The sequence below is a fragment of the Streptomyces sp. NPDC001108 genome (assembly GCF_053598535.1).
Genome location: NZ_JBSFKL010000004.1, coordinates 150,400 through 168,615 on the forward strand (window position 1 = coordinate 150,400; position 18,216 = coordinate 168,615).

General features: G+C 70.5%; 9 protein-coding genes and 3 tRNA genes. 5 read left to right on the forward strand and 7 right to left on the reverse strand.

The features are described 5' to 3' along the window. Positions 1-35 precede the first annotated feature (35 nt). The 3 genes from ACWC97_RS12165 to ACWC97_RS12175 form a co-directional block, all read right to left on the reverse strand. Positions 36-650 carry a hypothetical protein gene (locus ACWC97_RS12165; protein WP_352275163.1) on the reverse strand — a complete coding sequence of 205 codons (615 nt, stop codon included), beginning with the start codon at positions 648-650 and terminating at the stop codon, positions 36-38. A gap of 134 nt (positions 651-784) precedes the next feature. Beyond that, a complete protein-coding gene (locus ACWC97_RS12170) occupies positions 785-6,979 on the reverse strand; it encodes a DNRLRE domain-containing protein (protein WP_450649248.1) in 6,195 nt (2,064 codons plus the stop codon). A 314-nt stretch (positions 6,980-7,293) separates the two neighbouring features. After that, entirely contained in the window at positions 7,294-8,121 is an 828-nt protein-coding gene (locus tag ACWC97_RS12175) for a glycoside hydrolase domain-containing protein (RefSeq protein ID WP_352275165.1), read from the reverse strand. Between the two features lie 387 nt (positions 8,122-8,508). Between ACWC97_RS12175 and ACWC97_RS12180 the strand changes: the two genes are divergently transcribed. After that, a tRNA-Ile gene (locus ACWC97_RS12180) sits at positions 8,509-8,582 on the forward strand. A 229-nt stretch (positions 8,583-8,811) separates the two neighbouring features. Here ACWC97_RS12180 and ACWC97_RS12185 read toward each other — a convergent pair. Continuing rightward, a tRNA-Asn gene (locus ACWC97_RS12185) sits at positions 8,812-8,884 on the reverse strand. 5 nt (positions 8,885-8,889) lie between these two features. After that, a tRNA-Asn gene (locus ACWC97_RS12190) sits at positions 8,890-8,962 on the reverse strand. 174 nt (positions 8,963-9,136) lie between these two features. Here ACWC97_RS12190 and ACWC97_RS12195 point away from each other — a divergent pair. The 4 genes from ACWC97_RS12195 to ACWC97_RS12210 all read left to right on the forward strand — a co-directional run bounded on the left by ACWC97_RS12195 (position 9,137) and on the right by ACWC97_RS12210 (position 14,940). Continuing rightward, the gene (locus ACWC97_RS12195; RefSeq protein ID WP_352275167.1) at positions 9,137-9,430 is read left to right on the forward strand and encodes a YtxH domain-containing protein; all 294 of its coding nucleotides are present in this window, start codon (positions 9,137-9,139) and stop codon (positions 9,428-9,430) included. A gap of 76 nt (positions 9,431-9,506) precedes the next feature. Beyond that, entirely contained in the window at positions 9,507-10,952 is a 1,446-nt protein-coding gene (locus ACWC97_RS12200) for an FGGY family carbohydrate kinase (protein ID WP_450648978.1), read from the forward strand. 323 nt (positions 10,953-11,275) lie between these two features. After that, positions 11,276-13,009: an ABC transporter ATP-binding protein gene (locus ACWC97_RS12205; RefSeq protein WP_450648980.1), complete on the forward strand. Its 1,734-nt coding sequence runs from the start codon at positions 11,276-11,278 to the stop codon at positions 13,007-13,009. Beyond that, positions 13,009-14,940 (forward strand): ABC transporter ATP-binding protein, encoded by a 1,932-nt coding sequence (locus ACWC97_RS12210; protein WP_352275172.1) that lies wholly within the window; start codon positions 13,009-13,011, stop codon positions 14,938-14,940. The genes ACWC97_RS12205 and ACWC97_RS12210 overlap by 1 nt, the downstream gene beginning before the upstream one ends. Positions 14,941-15,012: 72 nt before the next feature. On the opposite strand, the gene ACWC97_RS12215 is transcribed toward ACWC97_RS12210, so the two are convergent. Together ACWC97_RS12215 and dnaG are read right to left on the reverse strand one after the other, a co-directional pair. Then, a complete protein-coding gene (locus tag ACWC97_RS12215; protein WP_450649250.1) occupies positions 15,013-16,089 on the reverse strand; it encodes an RNA polymerase sigma factor in 1,077 nt (358 codons plus the stop codon). Between the two features lie 212 nt (positions 16,090-16,301). Continuing rightward, a complete protein-coding gene (dnaG, locus tag ACWC97_RS12220; protein ID WP_352275174.1) occupies positions 16,302-18,209 on the reverse strand; it encodes a DNA primase in 1,908 nt (635 codons plus the stop codon). Positions 18,210-18,216: the final 7 nt, after the last annotated feature.

An 18,216-nucleotide genomic window follows, 5' to 3' on the forward strand; every position in this document is an offset into this window, starting at 1 on the left:
GCTCGCTACCTCCCGTAGCGGAAGTCGCCGCAGGGTCACCACCAGCCACCGACCGTGGCCGCGTCGGACGGGCGGGGCGGCTGGGACAGCTCGACGGCCTCGCCGACCGGAACGTTCCCGGCGGGCGTGGAGCGGACCGCCCGGACACGGAGGCGGTCTCCGGGGAAGAGCACGAGCAGGGCCAGGTCCGAGGGGACCGGGCGGTGGCCGCGGGACGGCTCCGTCAGGTTCTCGACGTCGAGGACGTCGGCCTCCGCGGCGACCAGGAGTTCCACGAAGCGCAGCAGTTCATCGCCCTCGTCCTCGGCCGATCTGCCGGTGTGGACGAGGGATTCCGACTCCGTGACGACCGCCAGCCCCCGCCCGGCGAGCACCGCCTCCCGGGACGCGACGTCCCGGGGATCGAACCCCAGCAGCCCGCCGCTGAGGTGGTCGCAGTCTGCCCAGCCACCGGGGCCGCGCACGGAGTGGAAGAGCTCTTCCGCGACAAGGCCGTCGTCCCGGCGGTGGAGGATCAGGACGCAGCCGATGGCATGCCCGGTCCAGACGTCCGCGACGACCGGTTCCACCATGCCGCCGGGGCCCGCGGTGGCCGCCGGAGGACCGTCCTCAAGGGCTTCGAGGGCCGTCTCGGCCAGGGGGCGTGTCATTTCTTCCGCCTTCCGTCGCAGCGTGCTTCCGCCGTGCGGTCGATCGTAGGGAGAGCCGGACGGAGTACCGCACAGCGGTGGCGCACCCCTCCTCGGGAAGGGCGCGCCACCTGATCAACGGATGATCCCGCCGGTCACTTGGCCATGCAGTTGTCGGTCATGTTGGCGACGAATCCCCGCCAGCCGAAGACCGCGACCATACCGCCGGTCCAGATGCGTGTTCCCGGCTTCACCTGGATGTTGTAGTGGACGGCCCACTGGAGCTTCAGCGGTGTGTACCAGCTCTTCTTGCTCTGGAGCTTGACCATCTTGCCGCTCCGTCCCGGCTTGACCCCCCAGGTCTCGGCCTGGGTGGCGTTCTTCGAGAGATAGCGGTTGGCGAATCCGGTCACCTGGACGTTGATGTAGTAGCCCATGTAGCGGTAACCGTTCTTCGCGACGCCGCCTCCTCGCCGGGTCGTGATGATCCGCATCCCGTAGCCGTTCCTGATACGGCGTGAGCCGCACTTCGGGTACGTGCCGTCGGTGTCGGTGGCGTTGCACGGATCGGCGTTGGAGTAGTCGTACGCGTTGGCGGAGCCACCGTAGACCGGGTCGGTCTGGAGGAACCTGCCCCGCACCGGGTCGTACAGCCGGACGCCCATGAGCATCAGACCGGTCGGTGTCTCGGAGGAACGCTGCTGCGAGCCGAGCCAGCCGTACCGCGCGGCAGGGTTCCCGGAACGCGCTTTGCCGTACTCGTCGTTGTCGAGCGCGACCGGTGCCTTGGCCGTGTCGAGCGGCAGTTGGAGCGCGACGTCACCGTGGATGTCGGTGAGCTGCAGCACCGTGTCGCCCGTCTTGCCGGTGGTGGCCCCCAGGGTTCCGGTGACCGTCTCGACGTTGCGGGTCAGCGCGCCGGTGGCGGTGTCCTCCACGATCCAGCGCGGGTTGTCGCCGTCGCTGTCGTAGTGGTTCAGCTTGGCCCCGGTCTGGGTCCAGGTGCTGCCGCTTCCGGTCTCCACCTTCCAGGAACGGAACCGCAGCGCGGCGTCGAGCTGCCAGGTCTGGCGGCTGCCGTTCGCGGTCTGCTGCTGGGCCAGGTCGTTGGCGTAGTAGCCGATCGTGCCGTGACCGGGCACGGCCGTTGCCCGGCCGAAGGCGTCGTACGTCGAGCCCGTGTCGGCCGCCCGGTCGGCGGAGTCGTACGCGTAGGACCTGGCCGTGCCGCCCGTGGTGGGGCAGTCGGCGCCGGGGGCACCGACCGCCGTGGTGAGCGAGGTGCGGTTGCCGCGCTGGTCGAAGCCGTACGCGCGTCGGGTGCAGACGGTCTCCGCGGTGTCCTTGACAGCACTGAGCCTGCCGACGGTGTCGTACGTGTACTCCTGGTCCGACCAGCCGGCCTGCGCGGTCACCTGGCCGTGCACGGACTCACTGACACGGTCGGAGAACAGGACCGTGCCGTCGCTGTCCCGGGTGTAGGTCCGGGCGACCGCGGAGCCCGCGGTGTCCTTGGTCTGGGTGAGCGTGTAGCCGCCGGGCAGCTGCTCGCTCACCACGCCGCCGTCCGGGTCGTAGACCGCCGTGAAGGCTCCGGCCACGGAGTCGGTGACCTTCGTCGGCAGACCGCGCGGCTCGGCCGCGTGGTCGTAGGTGAGGGTGACGGTGGACGGGACCGAGTCGGTCACCTTGACCGGACGGTCGAGTGCGTCGAACTCCACCTGGGTCCGGCCGCCGTCGGCGTCCGTGTACGAGATCAGACGGGTCAGCCTGTCGTAGACCCGGGTGATCGTCCCGCCGGTCGCGGAGACGGACTTGACCGCCTCTCCGTTGACCGGGTCGTACACGATGGCGACCTGCGGAACGGCCGCGCCGGAACCCCCGGTGATCGCGACGTCGACCGGGCGGCCCGCCGCGTCGTGGGTGGTCGTGGTGGTGCGGGTGACACCGTTGGCCGACTCGGTGGTCTTCGCCGTGTTGCCCCACCAGTCGTACTCGGTCGTGGTCGTGACCAACTGCGTCGGGTTGGTGCCACCGCCGGTGACCGGACCCGCGGGGCCGGTGGAGCACACCTTGCCCGCCCACTCCGGACGCCCGGCGCAGGCACCGGTGCCGGTCGCGGACCAGTAGGCGGTCACCCGGGCCGCCGCGTCGGCGCCGTTGGAGCCGGGCAGCAGCTGCTTGACGACCCGGCCCTGGGCGTCGTGGACGGTCTCGGTCGTGAGTGCCTGGCCGCCGGGGTCCTTGATGGTCTTGACCTGGACACCCTTGGCCCAGTCGTAGGTGTACTGCGTCCGGCGGACCTCGGCGTGGGTGGCCGGGTGCTCACGGACCTGGGCGCCGACGGCGACCTTGGTGATCTGGTCCTTGACCGTGGCCGTTCCGTCGGTGGGACGGCCGGCGTCGTACTCGTTGACCGTCCAGGTCCGGGCGGTCACGGGGGTGCCCGCGGGGACCAGCAGGGTGGTGCCGGACATGAGGTCCGCCGTGAGGTCGATCCGCCGCAGCGGGGCGAACTCCTCCAGCTTGCGCGTCCCCGCGGCGTTGTACACCGAGCGGGACGAGAGCAGTTCGGCGCGCTCGGCACCGGTCAGCTGGGCGATCCCGAGCTCCGCCTGGACTGCCTTGTCCGCCGGGGTGAGACCGAGCGCCACGGACCGGTTGGACGCGCTCAGCTCGCGCACGGTGTTGCCGAAGCGGTCGATCTCGGTGGTGGAGACGTGCCCGCCGGGGGCCGCCGCGTTCACCTGCTGCCCGGAGGCGGCCAGGTAGTTGACGCCGGCCCGCCGGTAGTCGGACGCGCCCAGCGCGGTGCCGACGTGCCCGGCGGGCACCGAGTCGGAGGGGAACACCGCAGTCGCGTCGGTGGGCGCCTCGCTCTGGCCCCATGCCTTCACGGCCGCCGCACCCATCTGGTGGGGCGCCGCGGAACCGGTCAGCGGCACCTCGTAGACGACGCTGGTCACGGCCTCGCCATCGACGGTGTCGACCGTGCCCGGCTTGAGCGTGGGCAGGGCCGCCTTGAGGAGCATTCCGTCACGGGCGTTCGCGGAGGAGCCCGCCTTGCCGTACGTGAAGGTCCAGGGAAGCTGCCCCGGAGGGGTGTAGGTCGTGACCCGGCCCTTCGCGTCGTATCCGTAGACCGTCTTGATCGGGGGCGAGATCTGGGCCTGCCAGCTCTCCCGGAGCCGGCCGAGGCCGTCGTACGCGTACGACTGGACCGCCTTGGCCGTGGCGGCGGAGGCTCCGGGCGCGGTCGACCACAGCCGGATCTCCTTGACCTGGCCGGTGTAGTCGCCGAGGGCCGAATCCGTCGCCGTGGTACTCGTCGCGTAGACGAACTCCAGGACGCGGCAGCCCCTGGTGGACGGGGTCGTCGCGCACGTGTCGGAGGGGACCCCCGAGTCCTGGGAGATCACCCGGTGCGGGCGGGCCAGCTTCTTGCCGTCCACGGTCACGGTCTGCGAGACCATGGTGACCGTCGAATCGTCCTTGCCGTCGAGCATGGTCGAGGCCACGTTCCAGACGACGGACGCGGCGTCCAGCTTGCTGAACGTGGTGACCGCGCCCTCGGTGTCGGTCAGGGTGAAGGTGCCCGTGACGCTGCCCTTCAGGGTCAGCTTGGGCGCGCCCGGCTCGGCTATCCAGCCCGTCCTCGCCGCGTTCGCGGTGAAGTGGACGGCGTCGCCGCTGCCCGCCGCCACGCGGACGGCCGTGTCGGAGATCTTCTGGACGTAGACGTAGTCGGACTCGGACGCCTCCGCGTTCATGCCCGCGGACCACTGCTTGCCGAAGATCGGCAGCTGGCCCTCCTGGTCCGCCGCCAGCTCGGGCTGGAGCGAGGAGGCGGTACGCGTGACCGACATGCCGAAGTAGGACGCCTCCGACTCGGACAGCGTGTACTCGCCGGTGAGCAGGTTCAGCGCGCCCGGACCGATCCTGCCCGGCGCGGCGCCCTGGGCCGTCCGGTCGACGACGGCGTTGAGCGGCTGCGTGCTGCCGGAGGCGGAACCGGGGCCGGTGAAGTCCGCCTTGATCTGGATGCTGCCGTCGGGGTCGACCGTGTCCGTGGCGTTCCAGACCAGCGGGGCGTTCCGCCCGTTCACCATCGGCACCGGCCACGCGGTCAGCGCGGTGTCGCCGGACATCACGTCACCCGCGGGGATCCTCACCCACGGGTCGGCCTCGGAACGGCGCCACGAGAAGGACACCGCGTTGTACTTGCCCGCTTCGGCCTCGGCCACCAGCGGAAGGCGGCGTGCCGTCCGGTCGCCCTCGGTGGGCCGGACGAAGCCGCCGGGGCCGGCGTGGAAGACGTACTCGACGGCCTCGGACTTGTTGTCGGCCTTGTCGACGGCCCGCACCTGGAGGGTGTGGGTGCCGTCCTTCGGAGGCGTGATGCCGATGCTCTTGGCAGCCGTGGAGCCGGAGGTCACGACCTTGGTCCAGGTCGCGTCGTCCAGGGTCCATTCGAGCCACTGGTGATCGGCGGCCGGCGGGGTGACCGTGAACGTGCCGGCCTGCCCCGCTCCCTTGACCCACGCACCGGCCGGATAGTCGGTGGAGGTGATCGCGCCGGGCGCGGAGGGAGCCTTGGTGTCGACGGTGAAGACCTTCCACGCCGACCAGCCGGTGTTGTAGTGCGCCCCGTCGTACGGCGAGGTGCGGAACTTGTACGTCTTGCCGTTGGTCAGCACACCGGCCGGGACGGTCACCGAGGCGACCTGCCCGGAGGGGACGAACTTGGAGACGATGACATCGCCGACCTGGGTGTTGGTGGCGTTGTCGAAGATCTGGAAGGTGCCGTTGACCTTGTCACCGTCGGCGTCGACGAACGTGTCGCGCAGGGTCGGCGTGAGGGTGTTGACCGTGTAGGCCCCGCCGTAGGAGAAGTACGGCGGTCCGGCCTCCTGCTTGGTGCCGGTGCGGGGCCGGTAGTTGTACCTGACGGTCAACTTGGGCGGGTTGGAGGCGGCATTGGCCGAGTTGACCCGCTTCCACTGCGCCACCACGCCCTCGTCGGAAGCGCGCAGACCCATGTGTCCGCGGGTGGCCTTCGCCGAGGCCCACTCCTGCGCCAGGGTGGTGACGTCGGCGTTGATCCAGCCGTCGGGCTGCGCGGCGCAGGAGGCGTTGCCGCGGGTCTCGGTGGAGGTGGCCTTCTTCGCCGTCATCGTGGGGCGGTTGGTCCACCGGCTGGCGGTGGTCGCCGCGGGCGAGGACCAGACTTCCCAGGGGTAGTTCTTGCAGTCCACGTTGTTGCCCGAGTGGAAGTTCCACAGGGACAGCTTCGCGTCCAGAACCAGGGCGTCCTGGATCGGCGACGTGTTCCAGGAGATGAAGGACTGCGCGGTGCGCGGGGTTCCGTCGGCGTTCTTCGTGCCCGGGTTGCCGAGGTCCAGCTCGGTGTCGGCCGACCAGTCGACGGTCTCGCCCTGCTGGACGTAGGTGTCGAAGACGTTGGACAGCGACGACGTGGAGGGGTCCACCGTCACCGGGTACTTGGTGGCCGGGTCGGCCAGGAAGTCCGCGTCCGGGGTGATCACCAGATCGACCGAGGCTCCCTTGACGACGGCCTTCATCGCGACGGGCACCCGCCGGGTGTGCTCACCGGAACGCTCGTCCACGGTGGCGTCCCACATCACCGGGGCGGGCATGACGGCCTGCTTCTTGTTCTTCCGGTCCGTGAACAGGACGCTTCCGTCCGCCCGTTGCTCCGCCTTGAGGCCCTTGGTCCGCAGCGGAAGCGTGTACGTGTAGGCGTCGGTGGCGGGCCGCTGCTTGATCTCGACATACTGCTCGAAGCCGGTGCGTGTCGCCTCGACGACCACGTCCGCGCCGGGGATCGCATCGACATACTCGGCACGCGTGCCGTCCAGCCTCGGCGCGGGAAGTCCGCCCTTCCACTGCAGCGTGATCTGCTCGTCACCCTCGCCGAGCGTCACCAGGTCGGTGGCCTTCGACGCCTGCGCGGCCTTCAGCGAGGCGGCGGGGGTCCCCGTCCGCCCGGCGAGCGCGAGGCCGTGCGGATGCGCCTGGGGCCGGACCGAGCCGTCGGCACGGGTGACGAGATCGAGATCCACGTCCCGCCACTGGCCGGCGTCGCCGTCCTGGAAGCGGACGGGGCCGGCGGCCAGCTCCGTCGTCAGCGAGCCGTCCTCGTTCACCCAGGTCGTGGATGTTTCCGTACGCTCCGACAGCGCTTCGACGCGCTTGCCGGACAGGCGCGCGGCAACGCGGGCGGAGGGGATGTCCGCGGCCTGGGTGACCGCGGCCTTCTTCGGCGCGGCAGGGATCGACGGTGCCGCGGCGACCGCCGCACCGGCACCGTCGATCAGGCTGACCGACAGGGCGAGGGCGAGACCGCCCGCCACGTGGCGCAGCACCCTGGCCGATCTGAACCGTCCAGGTTCGTGCACATATCTCTGACTTCTCATTGTTCCTCGGTCCACGAAGGGCCTTCGCCTCACTTATGTGAAGCAAATTCAAAGGTAACGAGGAGAAGTTGTGCACGAACCTGGACCAGCTCACCCAAGGGCCACGACTCGGCCACTCAGGGCGATGTGTTGTCGATCACCATGGAACGTCAAACATGAAGAGGCGGACGGAATTTGATGAACCGAGAGCAACGGGGGCCGATCGCGGCGCCTCGGGCGGCTTCCCGTCAGCCGATGATCGCGACGGGGGCGTCCCAGGCGTTGCGGTCGACAGTGATGGTGTAACCGCCGCGGGTCTCCTTGCTGTTGACCATGTACTGGTGACCCCGGCTGTGTCCGGTGAACTGGTCCGGCTTCCACGGCCAGTCCGTGGTCGTCGTGTTCTTCTTGTCCCACAGGGCGTACCAGAGGTTGCCCGGCAGGTCCGTCTTGTTCGTGGCCGTGGCGATCGCCTTGGCGCTGGAGCTGCTGAACCCGTAGAAGCCGCCCCGGTAAGTGGCGTTGCGCAGCGTCCTGGTGAAGGAGCGTACGTACGTCAGGACGGCGTCGTTGCACGCCTTGTCGGTGATGTCGTACGGCTCCATGTCCAGGTAGACGGGGCTGCCGGCCTTCATCCCCAGCGCGGACGCCTTGGCCACCGCGTCCTTGGCGTTGCTCGCGCCGACGGAGGCGGCCGTGGCGGCGGTGAACTTCTCGGGGTTGGCGCTCTTCTGGCAGGGCGGCTGGGCTCCGACGTAGAGCGGGATCAGCTTCCAGCCCGCGGTACTGACCGACTTCACCCAGGATTTGGTCAGGTTGGGCTGGGCGCAGCCGCGGTTCTTCCCGCCGATGTAGACGGCGGCGGCGCCGTAGAACCCGGTGTTCCACGCCTTCATCGCGGCGAGCGAGGGCGCGGTGCAGGCGTCGAACGCCCGCCCGGTGTACGTCTTCTGCGCGGGCCAGGTGGTGGCCGCCATGGACGTCTGCGCCGCGATCCCGGCCCCCGTGGCCACGACCACACCCGTGGTCGCCCACGCGATGTAGCGGCCCTTCCTGGACAGCCTGTGTCGGGACAATTCCCCACCCCATTCCTCGCGGCCCCCGGCCGCATCCGACGCACGCCCGCGCCTGGCGGACACCGGCGGCGACCCCTGCCGCGACACCGATACGCACGATCCGCGCGGTGGTGTGATTCTCCGTTCCGGATGGCCGGAACGGATCGCACGATAGCCGACGAGATTGACATGCTCGGGACGCCACCCGGACTTCCCGCCCCACGGCCCTCGCCATGGTGCGGGTGGGGCTGGAGTGACTCTTTCGCATGGACTTCACCCGGTCCGGAACCACGCGGAGCACGGTGGAGTCTTCATGGTCATGGGTAGCCGACCATCCGGAGCGGGAGATCGTATGACCGGCTATGCTGCGGCAGACGGCGCGCACACTTGTACGCGCCACGCCGAAAAGGGGCGGTAGCTCAGCCGGTTAGAGCAGCGGACTCATAATCCGTCGGCCGTGGGTTCGAGTCCCACCCGCCCCACACGGTATCCCCAGGCAGAATCGTTCTGACCTGGGGAAACGTGTTTTTCGGGCGGTTTTTCGCGCGCGTCGACCGCGTCTGGCCCGGTGCCCACCGGGCCGGTGAACGAGGCACCGCACGTGCGGAGAGGAATGCCGGGACGGATCCCGCCCACTGCCCACCGTCCGGCAGGTCCACCCATGGGCGCGGGCACACGAAAAAGGACCCCGAAGGGTCCTCTTCCGATCTGCTCCCCCGACTGGACTCGAACCAGTAACCCTCCGGTTAACAGCCGAATGCTCTGCCAATTGAGCTACAGGGGATCGCGCTCCCCCGACTGGACTCGAACCAGTAACCTGCCGGTTAACAGCCGGCTGCTCTGCCAATTGAGCTACAGGGGATTGCTGCGTGTGCACCGAACCTGACCACCCTGGCTCCTGCCGGGCGGCGCGTGCTCGCTGCGACACATACATTAGCGCAAGCAGGGGGGTGCTTTGCCAATCGGTATCCCCCGGGGTGATCTCCGGTGCCCGCAGGCACGCGGGCAGCACACGTCGCAAGGAAGGGTGGCACCCATGCGGTACCGGCTCACGTTCATCGCCGGACTGGCCCTCGGATACGTGATCGGGACACGGGCCGGGCGGGAGCGCTACGAGCAGCTGAAGGAGTCCGCGCGCCGGGTCGCCCGGAACCCGGCCGTCCGGAACACCGCCGAATCCGCCGCCCAGAGCGGCCGGGACCTGGCCGGAAAGGCGTACCAGGCGGTGAGCGGCAAGGTGGGCGAGAAGGTGCCGGCCTCGGTGGCCTCGCGGCTGCGGCCGCGCCAGGACAGGGCCACGGAGGACGACTGGGGAACCAGCAACACGTAGGGCCCCGCCGAGGGCGTCCCGCCCCTGCCGCACCACGGGTACGGAAACGTCCCCGCGGTGCGGCAGAATCTTGTGCATGGGGATAGTCGCCGGGCTGGACAGTTCTTCCGCCTTCACGCACATCGTCGTCTGCGACACGGACACGGGCGCCGTACTGCGTCAGGGGTTCGCCGCGCATCCCGTCGAGGCGAAGGCCACCGATGTGGACCCGCAGGCGTGGCTGCTCTCGCTCGGCGAGGCCGCCACCGGCGGGCTGCTCGAAGGGGTGGAGGCCATCGGGGTCTCCGCCCAGCAGCACGGCCTGGTGCCCCTGGACCAGCAGGGCAACCCCGTCCGCCCGGCGCTGCTCGGCAACGACCGGCGGGCGCAGGCCGCGGCGGCCGATCTGGTCGACGGGCTCGGCGGGCGGCAGGCCTGGGCCGAGGCGGTCGGCTCGGTGCCGCAGGCCGCGCAGCCGGTGTCGAAGCTGCGCTGGATGGCGCGGACCGAGCCGGAGGCGGCCCAGCGGGTGGCCTCGGTGCTCCAGCCGCACGACTGGCTGGTGTGGCAGCTGCTCGGCCGCCCCGCCCGGCGGACCACCGACCGGGGCGCCGCGTCCGGCACCGGCTACTGGTCCGCGGAGACAGGGGCCTACCGGCCCGACCTGGTGGAGCTCGCGCTCGGGCACCAGGCCGCGCTGCCCGAGGTGCTCGGCCCCTCCGACACGGCCGGCACGACCCCCGAGGGGCTGCTGATCTCGGCGGGGACCGGCGAGACGATGGCGGCGGCGCTCGGGCTCGGGCTCGGGGCCGGTGACGCGGTGGTGTCGCTGGGGGCGTCGGGCTCGGTCATGGCCGTGCACCACCAGGCGCTCTCCGATCCGACCGGGACCATCACGTCGTTCGCCGACGCGACCGGGCAGTACATGCCGGTGGTGCACACCTCCAACGCCGTACGGGCGCTGCGCGGGAGTGCCGAGATGCTCGGTGTCGAGAGCCTCGACGACCTCTCCACCCTGGCGCTGAAGTCCACTCCGGGCGCCTCCGGGCTCGTCCTGCTGCCGTACCTGGAGGGCGAGCGGACGCCCAGGCTGCCGCACGCCGCCGGAACGCTGTGCGGGCTGCGGCGCGAGTCGATGAAGCCGGAGCACCTGGCGAGGGCCGCCTTCGAGGGGATGCTCTGCTCGCTGGCCGACGCGCTCGACGTGCTGCGCGGGCGGGGCGTCGAGGTGCGGCGGGTGTTCCTGCTGGGAGCGGCGGCCGCGCTGCACGCCGTGCAGACCATCGCCCCGGCGCTCCTGGGAACGCAGGTGGTCGTGCCGCAGCCCGCCGAGTACGCGGCGCTGGGCGCGGCCCGGCAGGCCGCCTGGGCGCTGGGGGTCTCGCGGGGCACCGCCGATCCCCTCACCCCGCCGGCCTGGCAGGGTGCCGCCGCGCAGGTGCTGGAGCCGGGTGCGGAGCTGTCCGTCGGGCAGGCGGTGCGCCAGCAGTACGCGGCGACGCGGGACCAGATCCACCCGGGGGCCTTCGACCCGGCGGGCTGAGGAGGGTCCGCGGGCTGAGGAGTTTCCGAGGGCTGAGTGAGGGCCCGCGGGCCGAGGAGAGGGTCTGCGGGTCGAGGAGAAGGGTCTGCGGGTCGAGGAGGGCTCGCGGCCGAGGAGGGCTCGCGGGCCGAAGAACGCCCGCGTGCGACGGCGTGCGCGAAGGGGCCGCGCGGCAGGGTCGCGTACGCCGGTGGAGTACCTCGTCCCACTTGTGTACTCGGTCTGTTTTTTGACCTGGTCTTGAGTAAAAACGGTCGCGGCCCCCGTAGCCGGTACCGGAAGATGGATCGACTCCCGACCTCTGCCGACTCCGAGAGACACGCGTGCTCATAAAACTCCTGCGGGCCCATCTCGGCCCGTACAGAAAGCCGATCCTGCTGCTGGTCGTGCTCCAGCTGCTCCAGACCTGCGCCAGCCTCTATCTGCCCACCCTGAACGCCGACATCATCGACAACGGTGTCGTGAAGGGTGACACGAACTACATCCTGGAGTTCGGCGGCATCATGATCGCCGTCAGCATCGGCCAGGTGGTCTGCAACATGGGCGCCGTCTTCTACGGCGCCCGTACCGCTTCCGCGCTCGGCCGTGACGTCCGGGCGGCGATCTTCGACCGGGTGCAGTCGTTCTCCTCGCGCGAGGTCGGGCGGTTCGGGGCGCCCTCACTGATCACCCGCACCACCAACGACGTCCAGCAGGTCCAGATGCTGGTGCTGATGACGTTCACGCTGATGGTGTCGGCGCCGATCATGTGTGTCGGCGGCATCGTGATGGCGCTCGGCCAGGACGTCCCGCTGTCGGCGGTGCTGCTGGCGGTGGTGCCGGTCCTCGGTATCGCGGTGAGTCTGATCGTGAAGCGGATGCGTCCGCTGTTCCGCACGATGCAGGAGCGGCTCGACACGGTGAACCGGGTGCTGCGCGAGCAGATCACCGGCAACCGCGTCATCCGGGCCTTCGTCCGGGACGGGTACGAGGAGGAGCGGTTCCGCGGTTCCAACACCGAGCTGACCGATGTGGCCCTGTCCACCGGCCGGCTGATGGCGCTGATGTTCCCGACCGTGATGACGGTGGTCAACGTCTCGTCGATCGCCGTGCTCTGGTTCGGCGCCCAGCGCATCGACAGCGGCGGCATGCAGATCGGCGCGCTGACCGCCTTCCTCGCCTATCTGATGCAGATCGTCATGTCGGTGATGATGGCCACCTTCATGTTCATGATGGTGCCGCGCGCCGAGGTGTGCGCCGAGCGCATCCAGGAGGTCCTGGAGACCGAGTCCAGCGTGGTCCCGCCGGTGAAGCCGGTCCGCGAGCTGACGGCCCGCGGCCATCTGGAGGTGCGCGGCGCGGACTTCCGCTACCCGGGAGCAGAGGAGCCGGTGCTGCGCGCGGTGGACCTGGTGGCCCGCCCCGGCGAGACCACCGCGATCATCGGCTCGACCGGCAGCGGGAAGTCGACGCTGCTCGGTCTCGTGCCCCGGCTGTTCGACGTGACGGACGGCCAGGTGCTGGTCGACGGCACGGACGTACGGACGCTGGACCCGGCGCTGCTGGCGCGGACCGTGAGCCTCGTACCGCAGAAGCCGTACCTGTTCTCCGGGACGGTGGCGACGAACCTGCGCTACGGGAACCCGGACGCGACCGACGAGGAGCTGTGGCACGCGCTGGAGGTGGCGCAGGCCAAGGAGTTCGTCTCGGCGCTGGAGCACGGTCTGGACGCGCCGATCGCGCAGGGCGGCACCAATGTCTCGGGCGGGCAGCGGCAGCGGCTGGCCATCGCCAGGACGCTGGTGCAGCGGCCGGAGATCTACCTCTTCGACGACTCGTTCTCCGCGCTCGACTACGCCACCGACGCGGCGCTGCGCGGCGCGCTGACGCGGGAGACGGCCGAGGCGACCGTGGTGATCGTGGCCCAGCGGGTCTCCACCATCCGCGACGCCGACCGCATCCTGGTGCTCGACGAGGGCCGGGTCGTCGGCTCCGGCACCCATCGCGAGCTGATGGACGGCAACGAAACGTACCGGGAGATCGTGCTCTCCCAGCTGACGGAAGCGGAGGCCGCGTAATGGCCGGGCCTGGCGGACGCATGATGGCGGGCGGGGCGCCGACCGACCGGTCGATGGACTTCAAGGGGTCCTCGAAGCGGCTGTTGAAGCGCTTCGCGACGGAGAAGACCTCGCTGTACGTGATGCTGGTGGCCTGCGCGCTGAGCGTCGGCCTGTCGGTGGTCGGGCCGAAGATCCTCGGCCGGGCGACCGACCTGATCTTCGCCGGGGTCGTCGGCCGGCAGATGCCCGCGGGGACGACCAAGGAACAGGCCGTCGAGGGACTGCGGCACAGCAACGGCACGCTGGCCGACATGCTCGCCGGGGTGGACTTCGTCCCCGGTCACGGCATCGACTTCGACGCGGTGCGCGACGTGCTGCTGGTGGCGCTGGCGGTCTACGTCGGCGCCGGTCTGCTGATGCTGGTGGCGACGCGGCTGTCGATCCGGATCATCAACCGGATCATCTTCCAGATGCGCGAGGACATCCAGACGAAGCTGTCGCGGCTGCCGCTGTCGTACTTCGACCGGGCCAAGCGCGGCGAGGTGCTCAGCCGGGCGACCAACGACATCGACAACATCTCGCAGACGATGCAGCAGACGCTGGGCCAGCTGATCAACTCGCTGCTGACCATCGTCGGCGTGCTGGTCATGATGTTCTGGGTCTCGCCGCTGCTGGCGGTCGTCGCGCTGGTGACGGTGCCGCTCTCGGCGTTCGTGGCCGCGAAGGTCGGCAAGCGCTCGCAGCCGCAGTTCGTGCAGCAGTGGCAGGTGACGGGCAAGCTCAACGCCCACATCGAGGAGATGTACACCGGGCACACGCTGGTGAAGGTCTTCGGCCGGCAGGAGGAGTCCGCCAAGGACTTCGCCGAGCAGAACGAGGCGCTGTACGAGGCCGGGTTCAAGGCGCAGTTCAACAGCGGGATCATGCAGCCGCTGATGATGTTCGTCTCCAACCTGAACTACGTGCTGATCGCCGTCGTGGGTGGTCTGCGGGTGGCCTCGGGGGCGCTGTCGATCGGTGATGTGCAGGCGTTCATCCAGTACTCGCGGCAGTTCTCGATGCCGCTGACCCAGGTCGCCTCGATGGCGAACCTGGTGCAGTCGGGCATCGCCTCGGCGGAGCGGATCTTCGATCTGCTGGACGCCGAGGAGCAGGGCGCCGACCCGGCGCCCGAGGAGCGCGAGCGGCCCGAGGAGCTGCGGGGCAGCGTCTCGCTGGAGAAGGTGTCGTTCCGCTACGAGCCGGAGAAGCCGCTCATCGAGGACCTGTCGCTGAACGTCGAGCCCGGCCACACGGTCGCGATCGTCGGCCCGACCGGCGCCGGGAAGACCACGCTGGTCAACCTGTTGATGCGGTTCTACGAGGTGACGGGCGGCCGGATCACCCTGGACGGCGTCGACGTGGCGCGGATGTCGCGCGACGATCTGCGGCAGGGCATCGGCATGGTCCTCCAGGACACCTGGCTGTTCGGCGGTTCGATCGCGGACAACATCGCGTACGGGGCCTCCCGCGAGGTCACCCGCGAGGAGATCGAGGAGGCGGCACGGGCGGCCCACGCGGACCGGTTCATCCGTACGCTGCCGGACGGCTACGACACGGTCATCGACGACGAGGGCTCCGGCGTCAGCGCGGGCGAGAAGCAGCTGATCACCATCGCGCGGGCGTTCCTGTCCGACCCGGTGATCCTGGTGCTCGACGAGGCGACCAGCTCGGTCGACACCCGTACCGAGGTGCTGATCCAGAAGGCGATGGCGCGGCTGGCCCACGGCCGTACCAGCTTCGTGATCGCGCACCGGCTCTCCACCATCCGGGACGCCGACGTCATCCTGGTGATGGAGAACGGCTCGATCGTCGAACAGGGCACGCACGACGAGCTGTTGGAGGCCGGTGGCGCCTACGCGCGGCTGTACTCGGCGCAGTTCGCCCAGGCGGTCGCCGAAGTCGACTAGGTCGACGCTTCCTGAGGAAGTCAGGGAGGGCCCGTACCGGTGGTACGGGCCCTCCCGGCGTCTCCGGCGCCGTCAGTCGAGGTAGCCGCGGAGCTGGTCGGCGTAGGCGTGGTCGCGGAGTTTGGCGAGGGTCTTGGACTCGATCTGACGGATGCGTTCGCGGGTGACGCCGAAGATCCGGCCGATCTCCTCCAGGGTGCGAGGCCGCCCGTCGTCCAGCCCGTAGCGGAGCTGGACCACCTTCCGTTCGCGCTCGCCCAGGGTGGAGAGCACGGCCTCCAGGTGTTCGCGCAGCAGCAGGAACGCGGCGGACTCGACCGGGGACGCGGCGTCGCCGTCCTCGATGAGGTCGCCGAGGGCGACCTCGTCCTCCTCGCCGACCGGGGCGTGCAGCGAGACCGGCTCCCGGGCGAGGACCAGGATCTCGCCGACCCGTTCCGGGGTGAGGTCGAGCTGTTCGGCGACCTCCTCGGGGGTGGGCTCGTAGCCGCGCTCCTGGAGCATCCGGCGCTGTACGCGGACGACGCGGTTGATCAGCTCGACCACGTGGACCGGGACCCTGATGGTCCGCGCCTGGTCGGCGAGGGCGCGGGACATGGCCTGCCGGATCCACCAGGTCGCGTACGTGGAGAACTTGTAGCCCCGGGCGTAGTCGAACTTCTCCACGGCCCTGATCAGCCCGAGGTTGCCCTCCTGGACCAGGTCGAGCATGGTCAGCCCGCGGCCCACATAGCGTTTTGCCACGGAGACGACGAGCCGGAGGTTGGCCTCGATGAGGCGGCGCTTGGCCGTGCGCCCCATCACGACCAGCCGGTCCAGGTCGACGGCGAGCCGGGTGTCCAGGTCGGGGGCGCCCGCCAGCCGTTCCTCGGCGAAGAGCCCGGCCTCGACGCGGCGGGCCAGCTCCACCTCGTCCTCGGCACTGAGCAGGGGGATCCGGCCGATCTCCCGCAGGTACTGGCGGAAGAGGTCGGAGGACGGTCCGGTGGGCTCCGCTCCACGTCCGCGCCGGGGCCCGGACGCCCCGGGTGCCTCGCGCGGCCCGGGCTCGTCCGGCGGTTCCACCGCGGTCTCCGGATGGCGTACGGCCCGGTTCTGCGCGGGGATGGCCGAGACGTGCTCGGTCGTGGTCGGGGTCCGGGTCTGCACGGGGGCGACCTCCAGGTGATCGCTGCCGGGCCGCGGCGGGGAGGCCCACCGCTGGGTGGACCGGCCGCGCTCCGATGTATCAGGCACCGCCACCAGTGTGGGGGAAGCATCTCTCCGCCACGAGGGGCGTGCGGCGACTTTCTGAGTCCGTCCCGTGACCGCCGGTGAGGACGGTCCCGCTCCCCGGCGCTCCCGCTCCCCGGCGCCCCCGCTCAGAGCGCGGCGGCCCCGTGGCTGCGCAGGGACTGGGCGTACTGCTGGAGGACCCAGACCTCGTTCTGCGCGGCGGCCAGGTGGTCGGGGGCGACGTTGCTGCCGAGGCGGGCGAGGCTGCCCTGGACGTCGCCGATGCGGCGGTCGACGGCGCGCAGCCGGACCTGGACGAGCTGGATGCCCGCGTACGTCTCGTCGATGGACTTGCCGCGGAACACCTCGACGGCGAGCTCCGTGACCAGGCTGCGCACGGAGTCGTCGGGGGCGGCGTCCAGCACGGCGGCCAGGTACTCCCGGGCCTCGGCCAGGCCGCGCTCCGCGCCGCCCGCCTCCTCGATGCACCGGCGCACCGCCGCGTAGGGCGGGGCGGTGAACTCGTCCTCGCCGTAGGCGTCGAAGGCCGGGGAGACCAGCTCGGGGCGCTGGAGGGCGAGCTTCAGCAGCTCCCGCTCGGTGTGGAACGCGGGGCTGCGGAGGTGGAGCGCCGGGCCGGAGGGGCCTCGGGGCGCCGGTGGGGCGGACTGCTGCTGCTCGCGGCGGGCGGGGGCGCGGCCCCGGTCGCCCCGCTCCCCGCGGTCGCGGGCCCAGCGGGCGAACTGGGCGACGCGGTGGACGACGAACTCCTGGTCCAGGATGCCGACGAGGCCGGCGAGCTGGACGGCGACCTCCCGCTGGATGCTCAGCGTCTTGATCTTGGCGACGACGGGGGCCGCCTCGTCGAGCGCGGCGGCCCGGCCCGCCGGGGTCTCCAGGTCGTACCGGGCGACGATCTGGCGGAGCGCGAACTCGAAGAGCGGGGTGCGGGGCTCGACCAGCTCGCGGACGGCCTCGTCGCCCTTGACCAGGCGCAGGTCGCAGGGGTCCATGCCGTCCGGGGCGATCGCGATGTACGTCTCCGCGGCGAACTTCTGGTCGTCCTCGAAGGCGCGCAGGGCGGCCTTCTGGCCGGCCGCGTCACCGTCGAACGTGAAGATCACCCGGGCGCTGCCGTTGTCCATCAGGAGGCGGCGGAGGATCTTGATGTGGTCGCCGCCGAAGGCGGTGCCGCAGGTGGCGATGGCGGTGGTGATCCCGGCGAGATGGCAGGCCATGACGTCGGTGTAGCCCTCGACGACCACGGCCCGGCTGGCCTTCGCGATGTCCTTCTTCGCGAGGTCGATGCCGTAGAGCACCTGGGACTTCTTGTAGATCGCGGTCTCGGGGGTGTTCAGGTACTTGGGGCCGTTGTCGTCCTCGCGGAGCTTGCGGGCGCCGAAGCCGACGATGTCGCCGGAGGTGTCGCTGATCGGCCACATCAGGCGGCCGCGGAAGCGGTCGATGGGGCCGCGGCGGCCGTCCTGGGAGAGGCCGGAGGCGATCAGCTCCTTGTCGCTGAAGCCCTTGCCGCGCAGGTAGCGGGTGAGGTGGTCCCAGCCGGCCGGGCTGTAGCCGACGCCGAAGTGGGCGGCGGCGGCCTGGTCGAACCCGCGCTCGGCGAGGAACGTGCGGCCGATCTCGGCCTCGGGCCCCTCCAGCTGCCGGGTGTAGAACTCGGCGGCCGCCTTGTGCGCCTCGACCAGCCTGATGCGCTCGCCGCGCTGGTGGGAGGGGTTGTAGCCGCCCTCCTCGTAGCGCAGGGTGATGCCCGCCTTGGCGGCGAGGCGCTCGACCGTCTCGGAGAAGGAGAGATGGTCGATCTTCATCACGAAGGCGATCGTGTCCCCGCCCTCCTGGCAGCCGAAGCAGTGGAAGAGTCCCTTGCTCGGACTGACCTGGAAGGAGGGTGACTTCTCGTCGTGGAACGGGCAGAGGCCCTTGAGGTTGCCGCCACCCGCGTTGCGCAGCTGGAGGTACTCGGACACGACGGCGTCGATCGGGACCGCGTCCCGTACCGCCTTCACATCGTCGTCATTGATCCTGCCTGCCACGAGTGAA